This is a genomic window from Bradyrhizobium sp. TM102, assembly GCF_009176685.1.
GTDB lineage: Bacteria > Pseudomonadota > Alphaproteobacteria > Rhizobiales > Xanthobacteraceae > Bradyrhizobium > Bradyrhizobium ottawaense.
This window is the reverse complement of record NZ_AP021855.1, coordinates 302111-325416: the sequence shown is the minus strand read 5'-3', so window position 1 is coordinate 325416 and position 23306 is coordinate 302111. Positions and strand designations below refer to the sequence as shown.

General features: G+C 64.6%; 17 protein-coding genes and 1 tRNA gene. 12 read left to right on the top strand and 6 right to left on the bottom strand.

Features of this window, described 5'->3' with window-relative positions; all coding sequences use genetic code 11:
* Nucleotides 1–101: 101 nt before the first annotated feature.
* The 3 genes from GDN70_RS01535 (at nt 102) to GDN70_RS01525 (ending at nt 2883) form a co-directional block, all read left to right on the top strand.
* Nucleotides 102–1283, top strand: coding sequence for a c-type cytochrome (locus GDN70_RS01535; RefSeq protein ID WP_028143913.1), 1182 nt, complete (start codon nt 102–104; stop codon nt 1281–1283).
* A gap of 108 nt (nt 1284–1391) precedes the next feature.
* Nucleotides 1392–2078 carry a response regulator transcription factor gene (locus tag GDN70_RS01530; RefSeq protein WP_152102081.1) on the top strand — a complete coding sequence of 229 codons (687 nt, stop codon included), beginning with the start codon at nt 1392–1394 and terminating at the stop codon, nt 2076–2078.
* A gap of 106 nt (nt 2079–2184) precedes the next feature.
* The gene (locus GDN70_RS01525) at nt 2185–2883 is read left to right on the top strand and encodes a response regulator transcription factor (RefSeq protein ID WP_038950738.1); all 699 of its coding nucleotides are present in this window, start codon (nt 2185–2187) and stop codon (nt 2881–2883) included.
* A gap of 144 nt (nt 2884–3027) precedes the next feature.
* Here the strand turns inward: GDN70_RS01525 and GDN70_RS01520 are convergent, their stop codons facing one another.
* Complete coding sequence (locus GDN70_RS01520) at nt 3028–4386, bottom strand: hybrid sensor histidine kinase/response regulator (protein ID WP_152102080.1); 1359 nt, start codon at nt 4384–4386, stop codon at nt 3028–3030.
* Between the two features lie 10 nt (nt 4387–4396).
* Nucleotides 4397–5563, bottom strand: coding sequence for an FIST N-terminal domain-containing protein (locus GDN70_RS01515; RefSeq protein WP_152102079.1), 1167 nt, complete (start codon nt 5561–5563; stop codon nt 4397–4399).
* 265 nt (nt 5564–5828) lie between these two features.
* Between GDN70_RS01515 and GDN70_RS01510 the strand changes: the two genes are divergently transcribed.
* The 5 genes from GDN70_RS01510 (at nt 5829) to GDN70_RS01485 (ending at nt 14894) form a co-directional block, all read left to right on the top strand.
* On the top strand, nt 5829–7868 hold the full coding sequence (locus GDN70_RS01510; RefSeq protein ID WP_152102078.1) for a methyl-accepting chemotaxis protein: 2040 nt from the start codon (nt 5829–5831) through the stop codon (nt 7866–7868).
* Nucleotides 7869–8298: 430 nt separating this feature from the next.
* Nucleotides 8299–10332, top strand: a complete 2034-nt coding sequence (locus GDN70_RS01505) for a methyl-accepting chemotaxis protein (RefSeq protein WP_173015736.1) — start codon at nt 8299–8301, stop codon at nt 10330–10332.
* A gap of 550 nt (nt 10333–10882) precedes the next feature.
* Entirely contained in the window at nt 10883–12367 is a 1485-nt protein-coding gene (locus GDN70_RS01495) for an MFS transporter (RefSeq protein WP_028142004.1), read from the top strand.
* A gap of 4 nt (nt 12368–12371) precedes the next feature.
* Nucleotides 12372–13190, top strand: a complete 819-nt coding sequence (otsB, locus tag GDN70_RS01490) for a trehalose-phosphatase (RefSeq protein WP_152102076.1) — start codon at nt 12372–12374, stop codon at nt 13188–13190.
* Nucleotides 13191–13430: 240 nt separating this feature from the next.
* The gene (locus GDN70_RS01485; protein WP_152102075.1) at nt 13431–14894 is read left to right on the top strand and encodes a trehalose-6-phosphate synthase; all 1464 of its coding nucleotides are present in this window, start codon (nt 13431–13433) and stop codon (nt 14892–14894) included.
* A 109-nt stretch (nt 14895–15003) separates the two neighbouring features.
* On the opposite strand, the gene GDN70_RS01480 is transcribed toward GDN70_RS01485, so the two are convergent.
* Entirely contained in the window at nt 15004–15345 is a 342-nt protein-coding gene (locus tag GDN70_RS01480; RefSeq protein ID WP_152102074.1) for a hypothetical protein, read from the bottom strand.
* Between the two features lie 194 nt (nt 15346–15539).
* On the opposite strand from GDN70_RS01480, the gene GDN70_RS01475 reads away from it, so the two are divergent.
* Nucleotides 15540–15629, top strand: a tRNA-Ser gene (locus GDN70_RS01475).
* Nucleotides 15630–15828: 199 nt separating this feature from the next.
* On the opposite strand, the gene GDN70_RS01470 is transcribed toward GDN70_RS01475, so the two are convergent.
* From GDN70_RS01470 to GDN70_RS01460, 3 genes are all read right to left on the bottom strand, one after another.
* On the bottom strand, nt 15829–16944 hold the full coding sequence (locus GDN70_RS01470) for a murein L,D-transpeptidase family protein (protein ID WP_244625852.1): 1116 nt from the start codon (nt 16942–16944) through the stop codon (nt 15829–15831).
* 33 nt (nt 16945–16977) lie between these two features.
* Complete coding sequence (locus tag GDN70_RS01465) at nt 16978–17655, bottom strand: nitroreductase (protein ID WP_038950243.1); 678 nt, start codon at nt 17653–17655, stop codon at nt 16978–16980.
* Nucleotides 17656–17810: 155 nt separating this feature from the next.
* Entirely contained in the window at nt 17811–18764 is a 954-nt protein-coding gene (locus GDN70_RS01460; RefSeq protein ID WP_152102073.1) for a LysR family transcriptional regulator, read from the bottom strand.
* Between the two features lie 97 nt (nt 18765–18861).
* Between GDN70_RS01460 and GDN70_RS01455 the strand changes: the two genes are divergently transcribed.
* From GDN70_RS01455 to GDN70_RS01445, 3 genes are all read left to right on the top strand, one after another.
* Nucleotides 18862–20043 carry an MFS transporter gene (locus tag GDN70_RS01455; RefSeq protein ID WP_028141931.1) on the top strand — a complete coding sequence of 394 codons (1182 nt, stop codon included), beginning with the start codon at nt 18862–18864 and terminating at the stop codon, nt 20041–20043.
* 120 nt (nt 20044–20163) lie between these two features.
* Nucleotides 20164–21735, top strand: coding sequence for an amidase family protein (locus GDN70_RS01450; RefSeq protein ID WP_038972820.1), 1572 nt, complete (start codon nt 20164–20166; stop codon nt 21733–21735).
* A gap of 263 nt (nt 21736–21998) precedes the next feature.
* Complete coding sequence (locus GDN70_RS01445; protein ID WP_028141929.1) at nt 21999–23300, top strand: O-acetylhomoserine aminocarboxypropyltransferase/cysteine synthase family protein; 1302 nt, start codon at nt 21999–22001, stop codon at nt 23298–23300.
* Nucleotides 23301–23306 lie beyond the last annotated feature (6 nt).

The window sequence follows — 23306 nt, the reverse complement described above, 5'->3', positions numbered from 1 at the left end:
GATACACGCGCTCTTTTCCCAAAGTGTGATCGCGTCGTTGCGGCCGAGGCAGGGCCTTGTCGCAACGTGACGCCAACGATGCCCAACCACGGGAGGTGAGGATGCGTCCAAATCGTTCTGGCCTTGGCAATAGCAGACGTCGCGCCATCGCAGCTTTACTTGCATGTGTTGCCGGTTCCGCGCTCATCGTGCCAGCCGCCACAAGCCGCGCCGACGAAGTGAAGCCGTTCCGGCTCTGTGCCGATCCGACCAATCTTCCGTTCTCGAGCAACAGCCCCTCGCAACCCGGCCTCTATGTCGAGATCGGGCAGGCGCTGGCGCGGGCGCTCGGGCGGCCGATCGCCTACGACTGGTACAAATCGTATTTCGGCAAGCGCACCGTTCGCGTGACGCTGCTCGGCAAGCAGTGCGACGCCATGATCGGCCTGCCGCGCTCCGAGGATTTCATGGGGCCAGCCGTCATCTTCTCGAGCACGGTTGCGCGTGAGGGTTACGCCCTCGTGACGGCAAAGGACCGGACGGTCTCCGGGATCGACGAGCTCCGGGGCAAGCGGGTCGCCGTGCAGTTCGCCAGCACGCCACAGAACCTCCTGGCGACGCGTGACGACATCCAGAAGGTGACGGTGCTGTCGCCCGAGGAAGGCATGCAGGCGCTCGATCGGGGCAAGGCCGACGTCGCCTTTATCTGGGGACCCGTGGCCGGCTGGCTGAACAAGACCGTCTACCAGGATCGGTATCGCGTTCAGCTCACCGAAGGCGAAGGTTTGTCGTGGGACGCGGCGATCGGCTTCGCGAAGGCCTCGACAGAACTGCGCGACCAGATCGATGCGGTCTTGCCGGACCTCGAGCGGACCATCGCCGACCTCAAGGTGAAGTATGGCCTGCCGACCGGTCAGGCTCTCCACTTCAATGCCGTGCAGACGCCGGCGGGAACCACGACCGGAGCCGGGACCGGCGCGGCGCATGTGGCCAGCGTCGTCGCGACCGAGACCAAGGGCGACGCGCTGGCGTCAAATGCCGAAGCTGTCGGTCAGGGCAAGGAGATCTTCAACGGCACCTGTGCGCATTGCCATGGTCCCGACGCGATCCAGAGCGAGCGGAAGATCGATCTGAGGCTGCTACGTCACCGCTACGGCGACGAGATGCGAGAGAAATTCCTGACCACGGTGCATGAGGGGCGTCCGGCCAAGGGCATGCCGTCCTGGAAAGAGGTCTTCACCGACAGCCAGTTCGACAACATCTACGCCTTTCTGCTGACGGTTCAGGCCGAATCGAACGACTGAATGGTCTTGACCGGACGGCATCGGGGAGATGTTCTAGGGTCCGTTTCGCATCCATCGGCACGAACGTCCGATGGATGCGCCCGCGCGATGGACCCCGGGGAAGGTGCCATGACCAGCTTCCTGATCATCGACGATCATCCGCTGTTTCGCGAGGCGCTCGGCAATGCCGTGCGGCTGGCGCTGCCGGAGGCCCGCATTCTCGAAGCGATGTCGATCGAGGACGCCTTGCGGGTGCTTTCGGTCGAACGGGGGATCGACCTTGCGCTGCTCGATCTCTCGCTTCCCGACGCAACCGGTTTCTCCGGCTTTCTCAGGCTGCGCGAGACCTATCCGCGCCTGCCGGTCGCCATCGTCTCGAGCGAGGAGGATCAGCATGTGGTCCGCGAGGCGCTGGCGCTGGGTGCTGCCGGCTATCTGCCGAAATCCACGTCCAAGCGCGAGCTCGCGCAGTCGATCGAAGGCGTGCTCGGCGGATCGGTGTCGGTGCCGAAGGATTTCGTGGCGGAGCCGCAGCGGAAGCGGGCCGACAGCAGCAAGGCACTCAGGGTCAAGCTTCGCGAACTGACGCCGCAGCAGCTTCGCGTGCTCGATTTCCTTCGCCGCGGCTATCCGAACCGGCAGATCGCGCAGGAGCTTCAACTCGCCGAATCGACTGTGAAGGCGCACATCACCGAGATCCTGCGCAAGCTCGGACTGTTCAGCCGCAACAAGGCGATCGTCGAGATCGGCAAGGTCGATCTGCCGGATCCGCGGCAGCGGCCCCATCCGAGGATCGATCGCGGGAGGCCGCAATGAGCTGCTGGTCCGATTTGATCTGGATCAAGCCGGGTTGCTCCGGCGACGGCATGCTCGCCGGTCTGATCGCTGACTTCGGTGACGAGCTGGGAACGGCCCAAATCTGATGCGGTTTCTGATTGTCGAGGATCATCCGCTGTTTCGCGAGGCGCTCGAGGGAGCGCTGCAAATGGCGACGCCGGATGCCGAGATGCTTCAGGCCACCTCGATCGACGGTGCGCTCGAATTGTTGGCGTCGAGGCCCGATGTCGACCTCATTCTTCTCGACCTGTCGATACCCGGGACGACCGGACTGTCCGGCATCATCCGCATCCGCAAGGCGTTTCCGCGCATTCCCGTCGTCATCGTGTCGGGGCACCAGGACGCGCAGATCATCTCGGGCGCATTGTCGCTCGGCGTATCCGGCTACATCCTCAAATCCTCGTCCAAGCAGGAGCTGGCGCATTCGATCGGCGAAGTCGTGCGCGGCGCGGTGTGTCTGCCGGCCGCTTTTCGCGCGCTGGCCCGCCCGCAGCGTTCGCCGATCGCGGCCCAGGAGCTGCTGAAGCGCCTTCACGATCTGACGCCCCAGCAATTGCGCGTCCTCGAAATGCTCAAGCGCGGCTTGCAGAACAAGCAGATCGCCTTTGAGCTGAAGATCTCCGAGACCACCGTGAAGGTTCACGTCTCGGATATCCTGCGCAAGCTGAACGTGATGAGCCGCACCAAGGCGATCGTCGAAATGTCGAAGATCGATTTTGCGACGCTGGCGGGCTCGGGAGCGGCCGCGAAGCGCGACCGCGCCCGGACCGATCCGCAGGCATGATTGCCACCTCGTTCGCAGCCGATGCGGCGCGAGGTGATGAACTAAAGCGCGATATGCGATCAGGATGAATCGTCATCGCGCTTTAGGTTGTTATTTAAGCATGATCTTTCCGGAAAAACGCTGCGCACTTTTCCGCATCATGCTTTAGCTCAGCAGGAACGACAGCAGCGCGCGCATTTCCGCCGGCCTGATCGGCTTCTTCAGCACTTCCAGCCCGTAGCGGCTGGCTTCCGCCGCAGCCTTTTCGGAATAATCCGCGGTGATGATCATCGCCGGCACGTCCGACTTCAACCGCTGCCGGATTCCCTCGACGGCCGACAATCCGCTTTCGCCGTGATCGAGATGGAGATCGGCGATGATGGCGTCCGGCGTGCCGCCGAGCTCACTCAAGCGCTGGGCGGCATCCGCGGCGGATCTCGTGGTCGCGACGTCGCAGCCCCATCCTTCCAGCAAGGCGGCCAGCGCCTCCGCGCCCGAGGCGTCGTTCTCGATGAGCAGGATTTTGGCCCCTCCCAGACCGCCATAGTGCAGGTCTGCGGGCTTCATCTCCTGCAGGTCGTCGCTGACATCGGCGCGATCGGCCTGCTCCAGCTCGAGCACAAAGGTCGATCCGCGGCCGACATGCGACGACAGCCGCACCTCGTGGCCGAGCGCCGTCGCGAAGCGGCGCACGATCGAAAGACCGAGGCCGAAGCCGGCCTGGTCGGTCGCGCTCGCGTCGCCGCGCTGGAACTCCCGGAAGATCGCCTCCTGCTGCGCCTGCGCAATTCCGGGCCCGGTATCGGAGATCTGGATCGCGATGCGATCGCCACGCCGTCTGCATCCCAGGATGACGCCGCCGCTGCGGGTATAGCGGATCGCATTCGCGAGCAGATTTTGCAGGATCCTCCGGAGCATCATCGGGTCGGACAGGACCGCGAGCGGCGAGCTGCGGACGCGCAGGGACAGTCCCTGCCTCCAGGCGATCGGCTCGAACTCGTCGCGGAGCTGGTCGAGCAGCGGCCCAAGCGCGATCGGCCGCACGTCGGGCCGGAGCGCGCCCGCATCGAGCTTCGCGATCTCCAGAAGCGAGCGCAGCAGGTCTTCCAGCGTGACCAGGGACCGGTCGACCTGGTCGATGAGCAGGCCTGCTTCCTGCGACTCCATCATCTCGGTGAGGGCCGACAGGGTCAGGCGTGCCGCGTTCAGCGGCTGCAGGAGATCGTGGGTGACCGAGATCAGCACGGACGATTTCAGCGAGCTTGCAGCTTCCGCCTGCTGCTTGGCGCGGTACAAGCCTTCGTTGGCCCGCTCGACCGAACGCAGGGCATCCCGCAACTGATGCGTCCGGTCGCGAACTTGATGGTCGAGCGCGATTGCGGTTTCGAACAGTGAGAACGCATTGAGCTGCTGGTCCATCGACCGCTCGACGCGCGACATCAGCGCCGCATTGATCTTCTTCAGCTTGACCGACTCCCGCCGGAGCTGCTCGATCGTTTCGGCATCCTGCCAGGTCTCTGCCACGTCGGCTCCGTTACGTCGGCCGCCTGCCGATGGCGACGCCGGTGAAGGTCTGGTTCACGTGCATCGAGCCGAACTGTTCGCCGTAGGTATGGAACCCGACGACGCGGTTCTGCCGGTACAGCTCGGACATTTCGCGTGAAAGCTGATGCTGCTCGGCATCCAGCCGGCGTAGCAGGCATTCGAAGCCAATATAGAGAGAGACGTCGCCGATCTGGTCACGGGTTTCCGCGAAGGCGTCGCGGGTTGCTCCGACCAGGCTGCACGAGGTTGCCGTCGTCAGCACCATGCCCTCGTCGATCGCGCAGAAGAAGCGCAGCGAGCCGTCGGGATCGACGCGCTGGATCGACCGCGCATAATAGGACCCGCCAACCCGGACCAGCACCGGATGGGATGCGAAGGAGAACGGGTCGAGCTTGGCGTCGATGATTCCGACGGCACGGGAATATTCCGCGGCGGCAGGCTCGGCGTTCAATTCCTTGACGACGCGCTGCTCGATATCGGCCTCGGTGACCACCATCTTCTGTGTGGTGGGCTCGAAATTGTCGCATTTGAACACGCGGAACGGCAGCGACGTGTTGAGGAGAATGAGGAGAGCCGCGTCGGTGTGGGCCTTGCCGTCGAAGAACACCCAGGTCCTTTCGAAGCGCAGGCCGTCGCCCGCCGACCCGCCGACGATCGGGATATTGTCGAGCGAGGCATAGAGGGCGGACATCACAGCTTCTTCGCGGCGGCACATGCCGTCGATCAGCACCAGGCCGAACGGGTTGCGGCCGCTGACCTCCGAGGTTGCCCGCAGCAGCTCGTGGCGAAGCTCGCTGCCGATCCGGCGGCCGTCCTCGACGTGGAAATTGGCGAGATTCAGGATCGGCCGGACCACGGCGTTGAAGTCAGCCTGGCTGAACGTCATCGCGACAACGCTGTTCTCGTCCCAGCCGTCCGGCGCCAGCTCGCCTGCCGTCGTGCAGCCGCAGACCGGCGTGTCCGCAAAGTGTCTCGTGATCTCGGCGATGAATCGATGAGGATCGTAGCGGGGGGAGAGGAAGACCAGGACCAGGGCCAGCTCGTCCGACGGAAGCTGGGCGACCAGCTCGGCAACGGCCTCGTCGACGGTCGGAGCTTTCGATTTCGCGACCGCAACGCTGGACGAACCGCCAAACCGAAGATCGGCCTGCCCCACTTCGTTTCTCTCCTCAAGGACCGGCTTGGTCTGTCGCCAAGATCTGCCGCCAAGTGCCGAAAACAGTAGGGCTTTTTCATTCTACCCGCAACAAGTCGCGCGGTGTCCGGCCCGGAAGTCGCCGGTCTGGTGCTTGCGCAGCCCGGGATTGCGAGCCGGAGGAATTTACCGCCCCTTGACGATTCTGCCTTAGTTTTGCGCATGCGGTCGGGGAGGCGGGGCGCCTTCGGATCGCGGCTGTTTGGAATAAGTAATGGGGGTGGGAATGTCCGGGCGTATCGCGTCGCCGTCAAAGCGCACAATATTTCCCACCCTGAGGTTCCGCGCCAAGATCATCCTGGGTTTCGCGGTCGTGCTGGCGATCTCCGCCGGCAGCATGGCCTTCTGCTATTTCGGCTTCGAGCGGGTTTCGGCCGGGGTCGGGTCCTACCGTAGCAGCGTGTCGGAGGCCGACCTCGCCCGCAACATCGACCGCGAGCTGCTCGGCTACCGTGCGGCCGTCAAATATTTCGTCGTCACCGGCAAGGAAGATGACGCCAAGGCGGCGCTCGAGGCCGAGGCCAGCCTGAAGAACGCCATCGACCAGGCCGTGAAGAGCGCCAAGACCCCGGCGCGGGGGGAGAGTCTCGACAAGCTCGCCAAGGAGTTTGCGAATTTCTCCGCAACCTTCGCCAAGGTTCTGCAGGCCAAGCGTGACAGCACGTTGCTGGTGCAGAACCAGCTGCAGCGCCAAGCCAATCTCCTGAAGTACAAGCTGGACGATATCGGTAACAACGCTTCCGATTCCGAGGCCCAGTCGATCGAGTTCGGTACCAAGCAGGTCAACGCCCAGTTCCAAACCGCGAGTGCTGCAGCCACCAATTTCGTGCTCACGTCCGATCAGGCGATCGCGACCAGCGCGCTGGCGCGGCTGAAATTCGTGGAGAACTCGCTCGGCGCGGTCTATTCGATGGACGACAAGATCGTCGCCGGACTGAAGGAGGCCAAGACCATCCTCGGCGCCTATCGCGAAGCGCTGGAGAAGCTGATCGCCAACGCCAAGTTGGTCGACGGGCTCGTCACCGAGATGAGCGGTTCGGCCGGTGCGATCCTGCAAGGCGCCACGGCCATGAAGGCGGACCTCGTCGCCGAGCAGCAGCGGCTGGATTCGGAATCGGAAGCGACGATCGGGAAGACCGAGCAACTGGTTCTGATGCTCGCCATCGGCGGTACGCTGCTTGGTGCGGTCCTCGCCTTCCTGCTCGGCACCGGCATCTCGCGTCCGATGATCGCGATGTGCAAGGCGATGCGTGAGCTGGCCTCGGGCAATTTCGACGTGGTGCTGCCGGGTCTCGGCCGCAAGGACGAGATCGGCGAGATGGCCGGTGCGGTCGAGGAGTTCAAGGTTCAAGCCGTGGCAAAAGCCGAGCGCGATGCCGCTGCCAGCGAAGCCCAGAACAGGGAGGCGAGCGCTGCCCGCCGCTCCGAGCTGATCCGCTTTGCCGACGATTTCGAGAGCGCGGTCGGCGCCATCGTCTCCAACGTCTCGGCCTCGGCCGTGCAGCTGGAATCGGCGGCCTCCACGCTGACCCGCACCGCCGAGACCACCCAGAGCCTGTCGAGCCAGGTCGCCGGCGTCTCCGAGCAGGCGTCCTCCAACATGCAGTCGGTCGCCACCGCGACGGAAGAGCTCTCGGCCTCGGTCGAGGAGATCGGCCGTCAGGTCCGCGACTCCAGCCGGATTGCGGAAGCTGCCGTGGTCCAGGCCAAGGAAACCGACGGGCGCATCGGCAAGCTCTCGCATGCCGCCCAGCAGATCGGCGAGGTGGTCAAGCTGATCACCGCGATTGCCGAGCAGACCAACCTTCTCGCGCTCAACGCCACCATCGAGGCGGCACGCGCCGGTGAAGCCGGCCGCGGGTTCGCCGTGGTTGCCAGCGAAGTGAAGTCGCTGGCGAGCCAGACCGCGAAGGCGACGGATGAGATCTCCTCGCACATCACGGGCATGCAGGGCGCCACGGCCGAATCGGTAGCCGCGATCAAGGAGATCGGTGCGACCATCGGACAGATCTCGTCGATCTCGACCTCGATCGCCAGCGCGGTCGAGCAGCAGGGTGCCGCGACGCAGGAGATCGCGCGTAGCGTCCAGACCGTCGCGCAGGGCACCCAGACCGCAGCCACCGACATCGGCGAGGTCAACCGCGGCGCCGCCGAGACCGGCTCGGCCTCCGAGGAAGTGCTGCACTCGGCCAAGACACTGTCATCCGAAAGCACCCGCCTGCGCGCCGAGCTCGATCGCTTCATGGGGAATATCAGGGCGGCGTAAGTTGCTTGGGTTCGTGCTGAGTTAGGCGATCGGCTGTCACCCCACTCTCCGCTCGTCCCCGCGAAAGCGGGGAACCATAACCACAGGGAGCGGATATGGAGCGAGCGGGCAACTCCGAGTCTTCGCCAAACCACTCCCTGTGGCTATGGGTCCCGGATCAGCGCTCCGCTCCCCGGCAACGCTACGCGTTGCCAAGAGCTCCGCTTGTCCGGGACGACAACGGAGATTTGGCGCCCGCACTTAATTTATGACGGCATTTGTAACGGCGCGGGAAAGCGCGCTTTAACAAATCCCCGCGTCACCTAACCGCGAGTTGCGGCGCCACAAATTTACCACAGCTTATCCTTTGCCGATTACCGTGCGGGCGAGTCAGGAAGCGGGCTGCTTCCGGGCTGCGCCTGGTTTTCCGCGAATGGAATGGGGTGGGGGAATGTCGGTCAAGTCGAAGTCGAACCAATCGAAGCTGCCAAGCTTGCGTTTTCGCGCAAAAATCATCCTCGGCTTCGTGGCGGTGCTAGCCATCCTCGCCGTCAGCATGGCTTTCGCCTATTTCGGCTTCGAGCGGATCCAGGCCGCCGTGGCTTCCTACCGCACCAGCGTGTCGGAAGCCGACCTCGCCCGGACGGTCGATCGCGAGCTGATCGCCTATCAGGGACTGGCTCGGGCCTATACCCTGACGGGGGCGGTGGATGACGAGACCGCAGCCAAGGCCGCCGAAGACAATCTGAAGAGCGCGATCGCCAAGTCGATGTCCGCCACGACAGGCGCCGCCCGCCGCGAGCAGGTCGGCAAGCTGGAGGCCGAGTTTCAGCGCTTCACGAAGGTGTTCGGGGAGATCATCGTCCTGACGCGCGAGAACAACAAGATCGCGGCCGATGAGCTCAACAGCGTCGGCAACAAGATCCGCTTCAAGTTCGACGACCTCGCCGATACCGCCGCGCTGGCGGGGCTGGCATCGGTCCAGACCACGGCCAAGGACATCACCTCGCAATATCTGGCTGTCTCCACCTCGGTCAGCGCCTTCGTCGCCAAGCCGGAGCCGAAGACCGCCGACGGCGTGATCGCCCGCATCAAATTCCTGGAGACCCTGCTGGTCTCGATCTATGCCAGCGACCAGAAGATCACCGACCGCGTCACCGAGATCGGCAATCTGCTGAAGCAGTACCGCACCTCCTTCTCAAAGCTGACCGAGAACGTGAAGATCATCGTCAAGTCGAACGGTGAGATGACCAAGACGGCGGCGACCATCCTCAAGCTCTCGGCCGAGCTGCGTTCGGATTTGACTGCCGACCAGCAGCGCATCGAGGCGAGCGCCAACGCGACGATCGGAGAGACCGAGCAATTGATGCTGATGATGGCGCTCGGCGGCCTTGCCATCGGTGCCGTGCTGGCCCTGTGGCTCGGCAACGGCATCTCGCGTCCGATGATCGCGATGTGCAAGGCGATGCGTGAACTGGCCTCGGGCAATTTCGACGTGGTGCTGCCGGGTCTCGGCCGCAAGGACGAGATCGGCGAGATGGCCGGTGCGGTCGAGGAGTTCAAGGTTCAAGCCGTGGCAAAAGCCGAGCGCGATGCCGCCGCCAGCGAAGCCCAGAACAGGGAGGCGAGCGCTGCCCGCCGCTCCGAGCTGATCCGCTTCGCCGACGATTTCGAGAGCGCGGTCGGCGCCATCGTCTCCAACGTCTCGGCCTCGGCCGTGCAGCTGGAATCGGCGGCCTCCACGCTGACCCGCACCGCCGAGACCACCCAGAGCCTGTCGAGCCAGGTCGCCGGCGTCTCCGAGCAGGCGTCCTCCAACATGCAGTCGGTCGCCACCGCGACGGAGGAGCTCTCGGCCTCGGTCGAGGAGATCGGCCGTCAGGTCCGCGACTCCAGCCGGATTGCGGAAGCTGCCGTGGTCCAGGCCAAGGAAACCGACGGGCGCATCGGCAAGCTCTCGCATGCCGCCCAGCAGATCGGCGAGGTGGTCAAGCTGATCACGGCGATTGCCGAGCAGACCAACCTTCTCGCGCTCAACGCCACCATCGAGGCGGCACGCGCCGGTGAAGCCGGGCGCGGGTTCGCCGTGGTTGCCAGCGAAGTGAAGTCGCTGGCGAGCCAGACCGCGAAGGCCACCGACGAGATCTCCTCGCACATCACGGGCATGCAGGGCGCCACGGCCGAATCGGTAGCCGCGATCAAGGAGATCGGTGCGACCATCGGCCAGATCTCGTCGATCTCGACCTCGATCGCCAGCGCGGTCGAGCAGCAGGGTGCCGCGACGCAGGAGATCGCGCGCAGCGTCCAGACCGTCGCGCAGGGTACCCAGACCGCAGCCACCGACATCGGCGAGGTCAACCGCGGCGCCGCCGAGACCGGCTCGGCCTCCGAGGAAGTGCTGCACTCGGCCAAGACACTGTCATCCGAAAGCACCCGCCTGCGCGCCGAGCTCGATCGCTTCATGGGGAATATCAGGGCGGCGTAAATTCGCGGCCTCTGAAGTTCGCGCCGCCGCCTCATACTCCGCTGTCGTCCCGGACAAGCGCGCCTCAAGCGCGCGCCGATCCGGGACCCATACTCCCAGCGAGGAGTTGGGACGGACGCTGACAACTTCGAGCTATCACCAAACCCGATCCTGTGGCTATGGGTCCCGGATCAGCGCTCCGCTCCCGGCAACGCTACGCGTTGCCAAGAGCTCCGCTTGTCCGGGACGACAGCGGAGTTTGCGCGGTTGATGTAGAAGGTCAGCATCGACAGCGCGCTTCGCACTCGTCCGCACGGCGCCGCGCTTGGCGCTCGTCGTCCTGCGCAAGGCTGTTTTGCGGGATTGTGTCGTCTTTCTGACATGAGCCATGCGTCAACTCCTTGCGGCTCCATCGGAAACGAGCGGTACGAAGGGCGTTCCCGTGGGAACCCGGCCTCGCCGCAGACGTTGTCGCAGGTGGCAGGCGGAATGCCGCACCCCGATGATCGGATCAACCCCGTCCACGTCATGTGAGCCGGGGGCGCTTCCATTGATCAGACACAACAACCCGATGGAATTGCAGCAAAGCCCAGCGCCGAACTATGCTCCTGTGGTCGCGGCAGCCGCGGCCGATCGCATCGTCGAGACCAGTATCCCCGCGCGGCTCGACGCGCTGCCCTGGAGCGGCTTTCACACTCGCGTCGTGCTGGCGCTCGGCATCACCTGGATCCTCGACGGACTCGAGGTGACGCTGGCCGGTGCGCTCTCCGGTGCGCTGAAGCAGAGCCCGTCGCTGCAATTCACCAATCTCGATCTCGGCATTGCCAATTCCGCCTATCTCGCCGGCGCCGTGCTCGGTGCGCTCGGCTTCGGCTGGCTGACCGACCGCATCGGCCGCAAGAAGCTGTTCTTCATCACGCTGGCACTCTATCTCTCGGCGACGGCCGCGACCGCTCTGTCATGGAATGTCGCGAGCTACGCGCTGTTTCGTTTCCTCACCGGTGCCGGCATCGGCGGCGAATACACCGCGATCAACTCGACCATCCAGGAGCTGGTGCCGGCGCGCTATCGCGGCTGGACCGATCTCGTCATCAACGGCAGTTTCTGGATCGGGGCCGCAATGGGCGCGGTGGCGTCGATCGTGCTGCTGGATCCTGCCGTGATCAACCCCGATCTCGGCTGGCGCCTGGCTTATCTCATCGGCGCGACCGTCGGCCTCGTCGTGCTCTTGATGCGGATGTGGATTCCGGAGAGTCCGCGCTGGCTGATGATCCATGGCCGCCCCGATCAGGCCCACGCAATCGTCGACGAGATCGAACGCTCGGTGATCGGACACGACCAGGATACGAGCGACGGACGCTTCACAAAGATCCGGCTGAAGATGCGCGATCACACGCCGATCCGCGAGGTCGTGCACACGCTATTCTCGGCATATCGCCAGCGCGCGCTGGTCGGCCTCGTGCTGATGAGTGCGCAGGCCTTCTTCTACAATGCCATCTTCTTCACTTTCGCGCTGGTGCTGACCGATTTCTACGGCATCAGCGCCGATCATGTCGGCTGGTACCTGCTCCCCTTCGCCGCCGGCAATTTCCTTGGGCCCCTGCTGCTCGGCCGGCTGTTCGATACGCTCGGGCGCCGCATCATGATCATGTTCACCTATGGCGTGTCGGGCCTGTTGCTGGCGATCTCGGGCTATCTGTTCTCCATCGGCGTCCTCTCGGCGCAGGGGCAGACCATCGCCTGGATGGTGATCTTCTTCTTCGCCTCGCCGGCCGCGAGCGCGGCCTATCTCACCGTCAGCGAGACCTTTCCGCTCGAAGTTCGTGCGCTGGCGATCGCGGTGTTCTACGCGGTCGGCACCGGCATCGGCGGCGTGATCGGGCCGGCGCTGTTCGGCGTGCTGATCGACACGGGATCGCGCACCAGCGTGTTCGCCGGCTATCTGCTGGGGTCAGCCCTGATGATCGCGGCCGCGATCGTGGCGTGGCGCTATGCCGTCCCTGCGGAGCGCAAATCGCTCGAACAAATCGCGCGGCCGCTCGCCTTTATGGAGTAGACTGATGAAATCGGAATTTGCAGAAATGGCGTTGGACCAGAAGCGCACCATGCCGGACGACGAAGCACCCGATGCGGTGCCGGTGCCGCATGCGCTGGTGCCGCATCTCGACGAGATCGCGATTCTGCTCGACATCGACGGCACGCTGCTCGACCTGATGCCGACGCCGCGCGAAGTGTGGGTGCCGCCGGGCCTGTCGGACACGCTGAATCGGCTGACCGAGCGCACCTCCGGCGCGCTGGCGCTGGTCAGCGGCCGCTCGCTCAACGACATCGACCTGATCTTCGCACCCGATGTGTTCCGCGCCGTCGCCGGCCACGGCGCGGAGATGCGGCGGTCGATCGACAATGAGGCCGATGACGTGCGCGCCCCGCCGCTGGACAAGGAACTGAAGCGGCGCCTGGCCGCCATCGCCAAGCTTTCGCCCGGCATTTTGCTCGAGGACAAGGGGTATTCACTCGCGCTGCATTACCGCCTCGCCCCGCACGCGGAGAAAGCGATCTACGAATCGGTCTCGGTGATCCGCGCCGACCTGCCCAATGCGCCGATCGAAGTGCTGCCCGGCAAGTTCGTCTGCGAGATCAAGCATTCCGGATTCACCAAGGCGACCGGCGTGCGCGAGCTGATGAAGCGGGAGCCGTTCAAGGGACGGCGTCCGATCTTCATCGGTGATGACGTCACCGATGAAACCGTGTTCGCGATCATGCCCGACATGGACGGGCTTGCCTTCTCCGTCGGTCGCCGTGCCATGGGCGTGAATGGCCATTTCGACGCGCCGAACGATGTGCGTGCGTTCCTTGCCCGCCTGCTCGACCCGAGGTGAAATAAAGGCAAGGCCGCGTCGCAGACATGATGCTTTGGGAACGGCGCCGTCGCGCGCCGCTATGCGTGCTGCGCAACATGGCCGCATGCGCTGACTTTGCAACGAAATCTCGAGTTCCCGAAGCGAAACCAGTTCCAACGCGCGTGCCCGATTTTGGTTTCAATTGGTTGAAACGATGACAGGAACCATATTGATGAACGGCAGTTAAACGGGGTGGAATGAAACAGGAGGGGACGACCTGTGAATTTAGTCGTCGTTTCGAATCGCGTCGCGCGCGGCAAGCCTAACGAGCCCATGACGGGCGGCCTCGCGGCGGCCTTGTTGCCGGTGGTGGAACATTCGGGCGCGATCTGGGTGGGTTCTTCGGGCCGTGTGCGTGACGGCCATCAGAAGGAGCCGTTCGCGGAGATCGAAGCGCTCGGATCGGGCGCGATTGCGACGTTGGACCTGCCGGCGGCGCATTACGGCGGCTATTACGAAGGCTTTGCCAATTCGGCGCTGTGGCCCGCGCTGCATTCGCGCAGCGATTTGATCCGCGTCTCGCGCGACGATTACGTCAGCTATCGCGAGGTCAACGCCTTCATGGCGCGCGCCTTGATGCGCTTCCGAAAAGCCAAGACCGCGTTCTGGGTTCAGGATTATCATTTCCTCGCGCTCGGCGCCGAACTGCGTGATCTCGGCGTCGACGATCCGATCGGCTTCTTCCTGCATACGCCGTGGCCGGTCGCCGCGGTGATGCAGGGCGTGCCCAATCATCGCGAGCTGATCACGGCAATGCTGGCCTACGATCTGCTCGGCTTCCAGACCGAGGAGGATTGCCAGAATTTTCTCGGCTACGTCGCGAGCGAGCTTGGCCTCGCCGTCGAGGACGGCGTTGCGATTTCGCAGCATGGCCGCACCCGCTGCGAGGTCTTCCCGATCGGAATCGATGCGGAGAAGTTTGCGCAATACGCGGCGAAATCGGCCTCGCATCCCGACGTGTCGCGGCTGCGGCGCAGCCTCAATGGCGAGCGCCTCGCGATCGGTGTCGACCGGCTCGACTATTCGAAGGGCCTCGTCAACCGCATCAGCGCGTTCGACCGGCTCTGGACCGAACAGCCGCAATTCTTGCGCAGCATCTCGCTGCTGCAGATCGCCAACCCCTCGCGCGGCGGCATCGAAGCCTATGGCAATCTGCAGAACGATGTCGCGCGCCTCGTCACCGACGTCAACGGCCGCCACGGCGAGGTCGACTGGACGCCGATCCGCTATTTGAACAAGGGCTTCAGCCAGGCGGTGCTCGCAGGGCTCTACCGGACCGCGCAGATCGGCGTGGTGACGCCGCTGCATGACGGCATGAACCTCGTCGCCAAGGAATATGTCGCCGCGCAAAACCCGGCCGATCCCGGCGTGCTGGTGCTGTCGAAATTCGCAGGCGCGGCCAACGAGCTCGATGCCGCGCTGGTCGTCAATCCGCACGACATCGACGGCATGGCCCGCGCGATCGCGATCGCCGCCGCGATGCCGCTCACCGAGCGCAAGATGCGCTGGGACGCGATGATGAAGAAGCTGCGCGGCCACACCATCCAGCAATGGTCGGCCGATTTCGTCGCCGAGCTCGAGAAGTGCCGGACCGAGAAGGCCGCTGTCACCCCGCTCGCCACGCAGCCGCCGCAGGCACTGCGCTGGTTGAGGTCGGCGATCTCAGGCGTAAGGTTGATATAGGATTCCGCGTCATGGCCGGGCTTGTCCCGGCCATCCACGTCTCACCCCAAGTCCTTAAGAACGTGGATGCCCGGGACAAGCCCGGGCATGACGGCGTACGACTGCGGCCTCAATAGCAATACGACACCCCATCCAGAATGGCGCATTGCCGCTTGTTCGGCGCGTTGGGATCGTCCATCGGCGCCATGCCCTTGCCCTGGCCGACGAACACGCCGGGCCCGACATGCACCGAGCTCTTGTTGCCGATGATCACGCTCGGATGCGGCGTCGAGTTCGAGCGCGTGCCGTCCGGCCAGATGATGGCGTCGCCCGACAGCACCCCGCGCCGGCCGTCGTTGCAGCTGACATCGACCCCCTGCCGGGTGCAGACCTGGGCGGCGGCGGGCACGGCGAAGGCGGAGCCAAGGGCCGAAATCAGGCCAAGGGCGACGATGGTGCTGCGGATGGTCATGGCGTCCCCGGTCGTGTCTGCTGTTCTCAGGTGAATCGTCGCGCCAAACCCGTCACCGGTTCAGCCGGCAAGCCGGTCAAGGCATCTGCCACGCCAGATATTATCCCGTAAATACAATATCTTACGGAAAATTCACCCGATTTCCCCGCGATCCCTTGCAAAATCATCGGCGCCCCTTCAAGAGAGGGCGCTCCGGAGAGATGGCCGAGTGGCTTAAGGCGCACGCTTGGAAAGCGTGTGTGCGGGAAACCGTACCGTGGGTTCGAATCCCACTCTCTCCGCCAGCCTTCGCAAACAAAGTTTGCGCAAGGCTGTCGCGCCGAAGCCCGCGGGGCGGAGGCGGACTCGTTGCCGTTTGCTTTGGTTCAGCAAGCCGGGACGAATTTTTTTTCAAGGTCTCCGCTCCGACGCCGCCAGCATTCCCCGGACGGAATGCCGATGCCATCCTCTTCTGATGATCCACCGCGGACGCCGCACGAGCGTTCAGCACCGACCTGACGGGAAGCCGACGCGCGTCGGATTACACTCCGGCGGCTTGTCCAACGAGCTGCCGAACCATCTACTCGTCAACGAGCCATCATTGTCGATCCAGGGGATCGGTGGCAATTGCGGCAGGTAGGATGCATACGGCATGACTTTCGCAAGCGTCACTCTGCCCGGAAATTGTGTGAGGAATGCCTTGTTCATTCCGCCGTCCAGTCCGCTGTATATCGGGGCAGCCGGAACGTTGTCTTCAAGCAATCGCGCGTATTCGAGCTCGTCGGAGCGCCTCTTCTCCAGCGCCCGCCGCGCGATTTCCGGGTTGACGACGAAGGGGGGACATTTTTCGGTAGGGTTGAACACTGGAAGCGACGGCGAATTCGGGGGAGGTTGCGCATCGAACACATAGCGGCGGTCGCACACATCCACCCTTGGTTCGAGTCGCGTCGTCTCGAAATGATCGTTGCCGATCTTGAGCATCTTCCAGAAGGCCAGGTTGGGGCTATTTCGATGCCGCGCCAGGTTTGCCGGCGTCAGGCGGAACGGATAGGCCTGGACCTGGAACGACGGCCGGCCGCCGAGGGATGAGTCGCGTGCCAGCGAATAGATTTCGCTGATCTGTTCGTCGGTCATGGCATAGCAACCGCTCGACCAGCAGTCGCCGTGGATCATGAGGAAGCTGCCGTTGCGCTTGTTCGCCTTGTCGAACGTGTTGGGAAAGCCGAGGTTGATCGAAAGATGGAAGTTGGAGTTGGGATTCATCAGCTCGGGTGTAATCGTATAGAACCCTTCCGGAGCCTGGCGGTCGCCCTCGTACAATTTCGGCCCGAGATCGCCCGACCACCGACAGATCGGATAGGTCTTGAGGATCTGGAAATGGCCGGTCGCGTCCTGCTTCCAGACCTCGAGCTCGGCCTCCTCCTTGAACAGGCGCACGACGATAGGTGAATATTTCGGCATCTTCTTCTGTTCGAGCAGCGAGAGCAGCTCAGCGGGTAGCTCCCTCGTTGCCTTGGCTGGCAACGGCTTGCTGCTTTCGCCAAGACAAATGACCGGCGTCAAGGCAGTGGCAAAAGCCGCCGCCAGCACAAGTACACGTCGGACCATGGCGCGGATCAATGCTGTGCCTCCAGCCCTTCCGACCGCACGCCGCTACGTCTCGAAACCGACGAACACCGTCGCTTCCTCGACGGACTTCCGCTCCGACACCACCGCATTCGCCGGAAAAGTTTCATCCGGCCAGCCCAGCGCGATGCTTTTCATGATGACTTGATCGTCGGCTATGCCCGCGTGCTCGCGCACCACGGGGGACTGCATGATGCCCTGGCTGTTGATCACGGCGCCGAGCCCGCGCGACCACGCGGCATTGACCAGGGCGGTCGCCACGGCGCCGCAGTCGAAGGGCGTATCGTCGCTACCGTCAAGCACGCGATCATAGGTGATGATCACGCAGACGGGCGCGTCGAACTGGCGGAAGCCGCGCAGCACCCAGTCCTGGCGCTTTTCCGTGTTGTCGCGCTCGATTCCCATCGCGGAGAATAATTGTTTGGCGACGCCGACCTGCCTGTCACGGTGCTTGCCTGCAAAGGCCTGGCCCGTGCGGAACTCGCGCGACTGCGGGATGCCCGCCACCATCCGTTCGGTGTTGCCGGCGCGGATCCGATCCAGCGGTTCGCCGGTGATGACATAGAAATTCCAGGGCTGGGTGTTCATCGACGAGGGAGCGCGCATCGCCAAACCAATGATTTCCGCAATCAGCTCCTTGGGTACCGGATCGGGTTTGTAGCCGCGGATACTCCGGCGACCGAGGATGACGTCATCGAACTGCATTTGTGTGGAATTCCCCTGACAAGCTCTGAAACAGTTAGGACTTTCGCGGTTTCGGCACCCTCGCGCAAGCGTCGGCGGTGCGTCCTCAACGGTCCAGCCACGCGGAACACGATCGCATCAGTCTGGATTGACTGACGCTCTCTCCGCCATCAGCCTCATCCCGCCAGTTTCCACCTCCCATCCCCCGCCCGCTTCAGCGCGGGATCGCTCACTCGCACATGCTCGGCAAGGAAATCGATGAACGCGCGGACGCGTGCGGGCAGGGGGGCGGTGTGGCCGACATAGACGGCGTGGATGTCTTCGCGGTCGCCGGGATTGTAGTTCTGCAGCACCGGCACGAGGCGGCCGGATTCGATGTCGGGGCCGATATGGAAGAGCGCGAGGCGGGCGAGGCCGACGCCGCCCAGCGCCAGCCGGCGGGCGACTTCGCCGTCGCTGGCGCGTGCGACCGGCGGCGGCACGGCTTCCTCGGTGCGATCGCCGCGCCGGAATGGCCACCCGCCGCGGATGCGCGGAAAGGTCCAGCCGATGCCGCGGTGCTCAGTGAGATCCGCCGGCGTCCTGGGCGTGCCAAAGCGCGCCAGATAGTTGGGGGTGCCGACGACCACCATGCGGCTGCTGCCGAGCTTGCGCGCGATCAGGCGGGACGCTTTCAGAGGCCCTACGCGGATCGCAACGTCGGCACGCTCCTGCATCAGGTCGACCAGCGTGTCGGTCAGCACGAGATCGAGCGTGACCTCGGGATGCTGTTCCAGGAAACGGGGGATCAACGGCATCATATGCAGCATGCCGAACGGGATGTTGCAGTTGACCGTGAGGCGGCCGCGCGGCGCCGCGCCTGACGCCGCCTCGCGCTCGGCTTCCTCCATCTCCGCGAGGATCCGCACGGCCCGCTGATAGAACGCCTGGCCTTCCTCGGTCAGGGTCAGCTTGCGCGTGGTGCGGTTGACGAGGCGCGAGCCGAGGCGGGCCTCCAGTCGCGACATCAGCTTGCTCACGCCCGACGGCGTCAGCCGCAGCTTTCGCGCGGCCTGGGTGAACCCGCCGAGATCGACGACGCGGACGAAGACCTCCATCTCGGCGGAGCGGTTGGTGTCGAAGCGGGCCATGTTGAATTCACGTCACAAATGATTGGATTGAGGACATTCTAATGGTTTTGCACGGGCACGGCTATCTGTGGCTCGTCTCATCCATCGGAGCCCACGCATGCCTCCCGCCGTCCTCGCGCTCACCGCCGGTGCCTTCGGCATCGGCACCACTGAATTCATCATCATGGGCCTCTTGCTCCAGGTCGCCGCCGACATGCATGTCTCGGTACCGGTCGCGGGCCTGCTCATCTCCGGTTATGCGCTCGGCGTGTTCGTCGGTGCGCCCGTCCTGACGCTGGCGACGCGGCGGATGCCGCGCAAAACCGTGCTGCTCGCGCTGATGGCGATCTTCACGCTCGGCAATGCGGCCTGTGCGCTGGCGCCGAACTACGAATTGCTGATGGCCGCGCGGGTGCTGACCTCGCTTGCCCACGGTACTTTCTTCGGTGTCGGGTCGGTGGTGGCGACGAGCCTCGTCGCCGAGGACAAGCGGGCCTCCGCGATTTCCACCATGTTCATCGGTCTCACCGTCGCGACGTTGCTGGGCGTGCCCTTCGGCGCCTGGTTCGGTCTGATGCTCGGCTGGCGCGCGGCGTTCTGGGCCGTGACGGTCATCGGCGTGATCGCCTTTGCCGTGGTTGCGGCCCTCGTGCCCGGCCATGTCGGCAACGGCGACAAGCCGGTCTCGCTTGCCGAGGAAGTATCGGTGCTCGGCCGCCCGCAAGTGTTGCTCGGCCTTGCCATGACCGTGTTCGGCTTTGCCGGCCTGTTCGTCGTCTTCACCTACATCCAGCCGATCCTGACGCGCTTCACCGGCTTTTCGGAAGGCGCGGTGTCGCCGATCCTGCTGGTGTTCGGCGTCGGCCTCGCGATCGGCAACGTTGCCGGCGGCAAGCTCGCCGACCGGGGCCTCGCCGGCGCGCTGATCGGAACGCTTGCCGCGCTCGCCATCGTGCTGCTTGGGCTTGCCGCCGTGCTGTCGGTCAAGATCGCGGCGATCGTGCTGATCCTGCTGCTGGGTATCGCGGCCTTTGCGACCGTCGCCCCGCTCCAGCTTCGCGTGCTGGAAGCGGCCGGCCCCAGCGGCCGGACGCTCGCCTCAAGCCTCAACATCGCCGCGTTCAATCTCGGTAACGCTCTCGGCGCCTGGGCCGGTGGCGTCACCATCGACCGCGGGCTCGGCCTCTCGGCGCTGCCTCTGGTCGCAGCCGGCATCACCGCTGTCGGTCTGGTGCTGGCGCTGTGGAGCCTGCGGCTCGACCGCGCGCCGGCGGCCGTCGCGGCCTGCCCCGCGGAATAGCGCAAGCGGCGCGATCGCGGACAATTCGCCGCGTCGCGCCGTTGGCCCATGCAGAAAACGCACCTGTACACATCCTTTCGCCATCCGTAACTTCCTCGGCGCAATTTCAGGAGGTGCGACGTGGCGAAGAAGACGGCCAAGAAGACTGCCGAGAAGAAGACAGCTTCGAAGAAACCGGCGAATACCTCCAGCAGGACCAGCGCAAGCCGCAAGGCCGTCGTTGCAAAGAAGGCGAAGAAGGCCGCGCAGCTCAAGCCGGCTTCATCGCGCCGTCCCAAGGGACCGGCCTGGCAATGGTCGGCGGTGGAGACCGCGGCTGCAATCCGCTCCGGCGCAATCTCCGCAGTCGAAACCGTCGAAGCCCATCTCGAACGGATGCGCGCCGTCAATCCGAAGCTGAACGCCGTCGTCGTCGATCTCTCGGAAGAGGCGTTGAAGGCGGCGCATGCCGCGGACAAGCAGCGCGCCAAGGGCGGCGAGCTCGGCCTCCTGCACGGCGTGCCCATCACCATCAAGGAAAACGTCGATTACGAGGGGCGGCCGAATTTCAACGGCGTGCCCGCCAACAAGGACCTGGTCGCGCCGTCGGATGCGCCTGTTGTTCGCAACCTGAAGAAATCAGGTGCGATCGTCATCGGGCTCACCAACACGCCGGAATTCTCCTTTCGCGGCTTTACCGACAACCCCCTGCACGGGCTGACGCTCAATCCCTGGGATCCCAATATCACCTGCGGCGGCTCCTCGGGCGGTGCGGGTTCGGCGGTCGCCGCCGGCATCGGCACCATCGCCCATGGCAATGACATCGGCGGCTCGCTGCGCTGGCCCGCGCATTGCAACGGTGTCGCCACCATCAAGCCGACGCAGGGGCGCATCCCCGCGTTCAACGCGAGCGCAACGGCCGAGCGGCCGATGCTGGCGCATCTGATGTCGGCGCAGGGGCCGCTCGCGCGCCATGTCGCGGACGTTCGCCTTGCACTCGAGGTGATGAGCCGGCGCGATCCGCGCGATCCCTGGTGGGTGCCGGCGCCGCTGGTCGGCGAGAGGCCGAAGGGGCCGATCAAGGTGGCGCTGGCCAAGATCCCCGAGGACATGGAGGTCGACCCCTCCGTAAGCGCCGCACTGCGCCAGGCCGCCGATCATCTCGAACGTTCCGGCTATCGCGTCAGCGAGGTCGAGGTGCCCGACATCAACGGCGTCTGGCAGACCTGGTGCGACATCATCACCAACGAGACCGTGGTGATGCAGGAGGCCGGCATGCTGAAGGTCACGTCCGAGGACTTCCACAAGGCCTGGGGCGGCATGAAGGCCAAGGCCAATGTGCTCGATCTCAAGGCCTGGATGCAGGCGACCGCCGCGCGCAACGGCCACATCCGCGCCTGGCAATTGTTCTTCGAGGAGTACCCGGTCGTGCTGGCGCCGACCACGGTGAAGCCGACGCCGGGCCCGCGCGAGGATACCGTCAGCCCCGAGCGCGTACGCGAGATCTTCTGGGGCGAGATCCGCTTCATCTCGGCGATCAACGTGCTGGGCCTGCCCGGCGCCGTGGTGCCGGTGGCCGTGCACGACGGCAAGCCGATCGGCGTGCAGCTCATTGCCGGGCGTTATCGCGAGGACCTCGCGCTCGACGCGGCGGCCGCGATCGAGAAGCGCGCCGGCGTGCTCGCGCATCGGCTGTGGGAGAGCATGGTTTAGTCCATGATTGTCGCCGCATTGGCGGCGCCATCTTTCTCCGCAGGGAGAAGGCATGGCGCCGCCACTGCCGTGCAGGTCGCACTTCGTTAATCCGCTTTAACCCGGATTCCGGCCAATTCGCCGACAAGCATTAGGGTTACTTCCTCGATCTCTAAGCGAATTATTGTCCGCTTTACCACCCGCCTCTAACACGGGGGCGGCGGACAACGCACATGCCTCATACAGGCCAATAAGTGCGGCCCGCCCCACGCGGAGGTGGCACGATGCGCAACGAGACGATCGCTATTCACGCCGGCTACGAGCCCGAAGCGACCACGCACGCGGTCGCCGTGCCGATCTACCAGACCGCGGCCTACGCTTTCGACAGCGCCGATCACGGCGCGGCGCTCTTCAATCTCGAGGCCGAGGGTTTTCGCTACAGCCGCATAGCCAATCCCACCAGCGCGGTGCTGGAGAAGCGCATCGCGCAGCTCGAAGGCGGCGTCGGTGCACTCGCGGTCGCGACCGGCCAGGCGGCGCTGCATTTCGCCTTCGTCAACGTCGCCGATCACGGCGGCAACATCGTTTCCGTGCCGCAGCTTTACGGCACCACGCACACGCTGCTCTCACACATCCTGCCGCGGCAGGGCATCACTGGCCGCTTCGCCGAGAGCGACAAGCCGGAGGCGGTCGCGAAGCTGATCGACGAGAACACCCGCGCGGTGTTCGCCGAGACCATCGGCAATCCCGCCGGCAATGTCTGTGATATCGAGGCGCTGGCCAACATCGCGCATGCACATGGCGTGCCGCTGATCGTCGACAACACCGTCGCAACCCCGATTCTGCTCAAGCCGTTCGACTACGGCGCCGACATCGCCGTGCACTCACTGACAAAGTTTCTGGGAGGCCACGGCACCACGCTCGGCGGTGCCATCGTCGATTCCGGGAACTTCCCGTGGGCGAAATACGCCGATCGCTTCCCGGCCTACAACAAGCCCGACGCCTCCTATCACGGCCTCGTCTATGCCGAGCGCTTCGGCAAGACCGCCTATATCGAGCGCGCGCGCAGTGTCTATCAGCGCACCATGGGCTCGGTGCTGTCGCCGTTCAACGCCTTCCTGCTGCTGCAGGGCATCGAAACCGTGGCGCTGCGCATGGAGCGCCATGTCGAGAACGCGCGCAAGGTCGCCGAATTCCTCCGCAAGGATCCACGCGTCGCCTGGGTCAACTACACCGGCTTTCCCGACAGCCCCTATTATCCGCTGGTGCAGAAATATCTCGATGGCAACGCCTCGTCACTGTTCACCTTCGGCATCAAGGGCGGGATGGAGGCCGGCAAGTCCTTCTATGACGCGCTGAAGCTGATCACGCGCCTCGTCAATATCGGCGATGCCAAGTCGCTGGCCTGCCATCCGGCCTCGACCACCCATCGGCAGATGTCGGCAGAGCAGCAGCGCGTCGCCGGCGTGCTGCCGGAAACGATCCGGCTCTCGATCGGCATCGAGCATGTCTCTGACATCATCGAGGACATCGACCAGGCGCTGGACAAGGCCTGCCTCTCGGCGCGCCTCGAGGCCGCGGAGTAGGCGGCG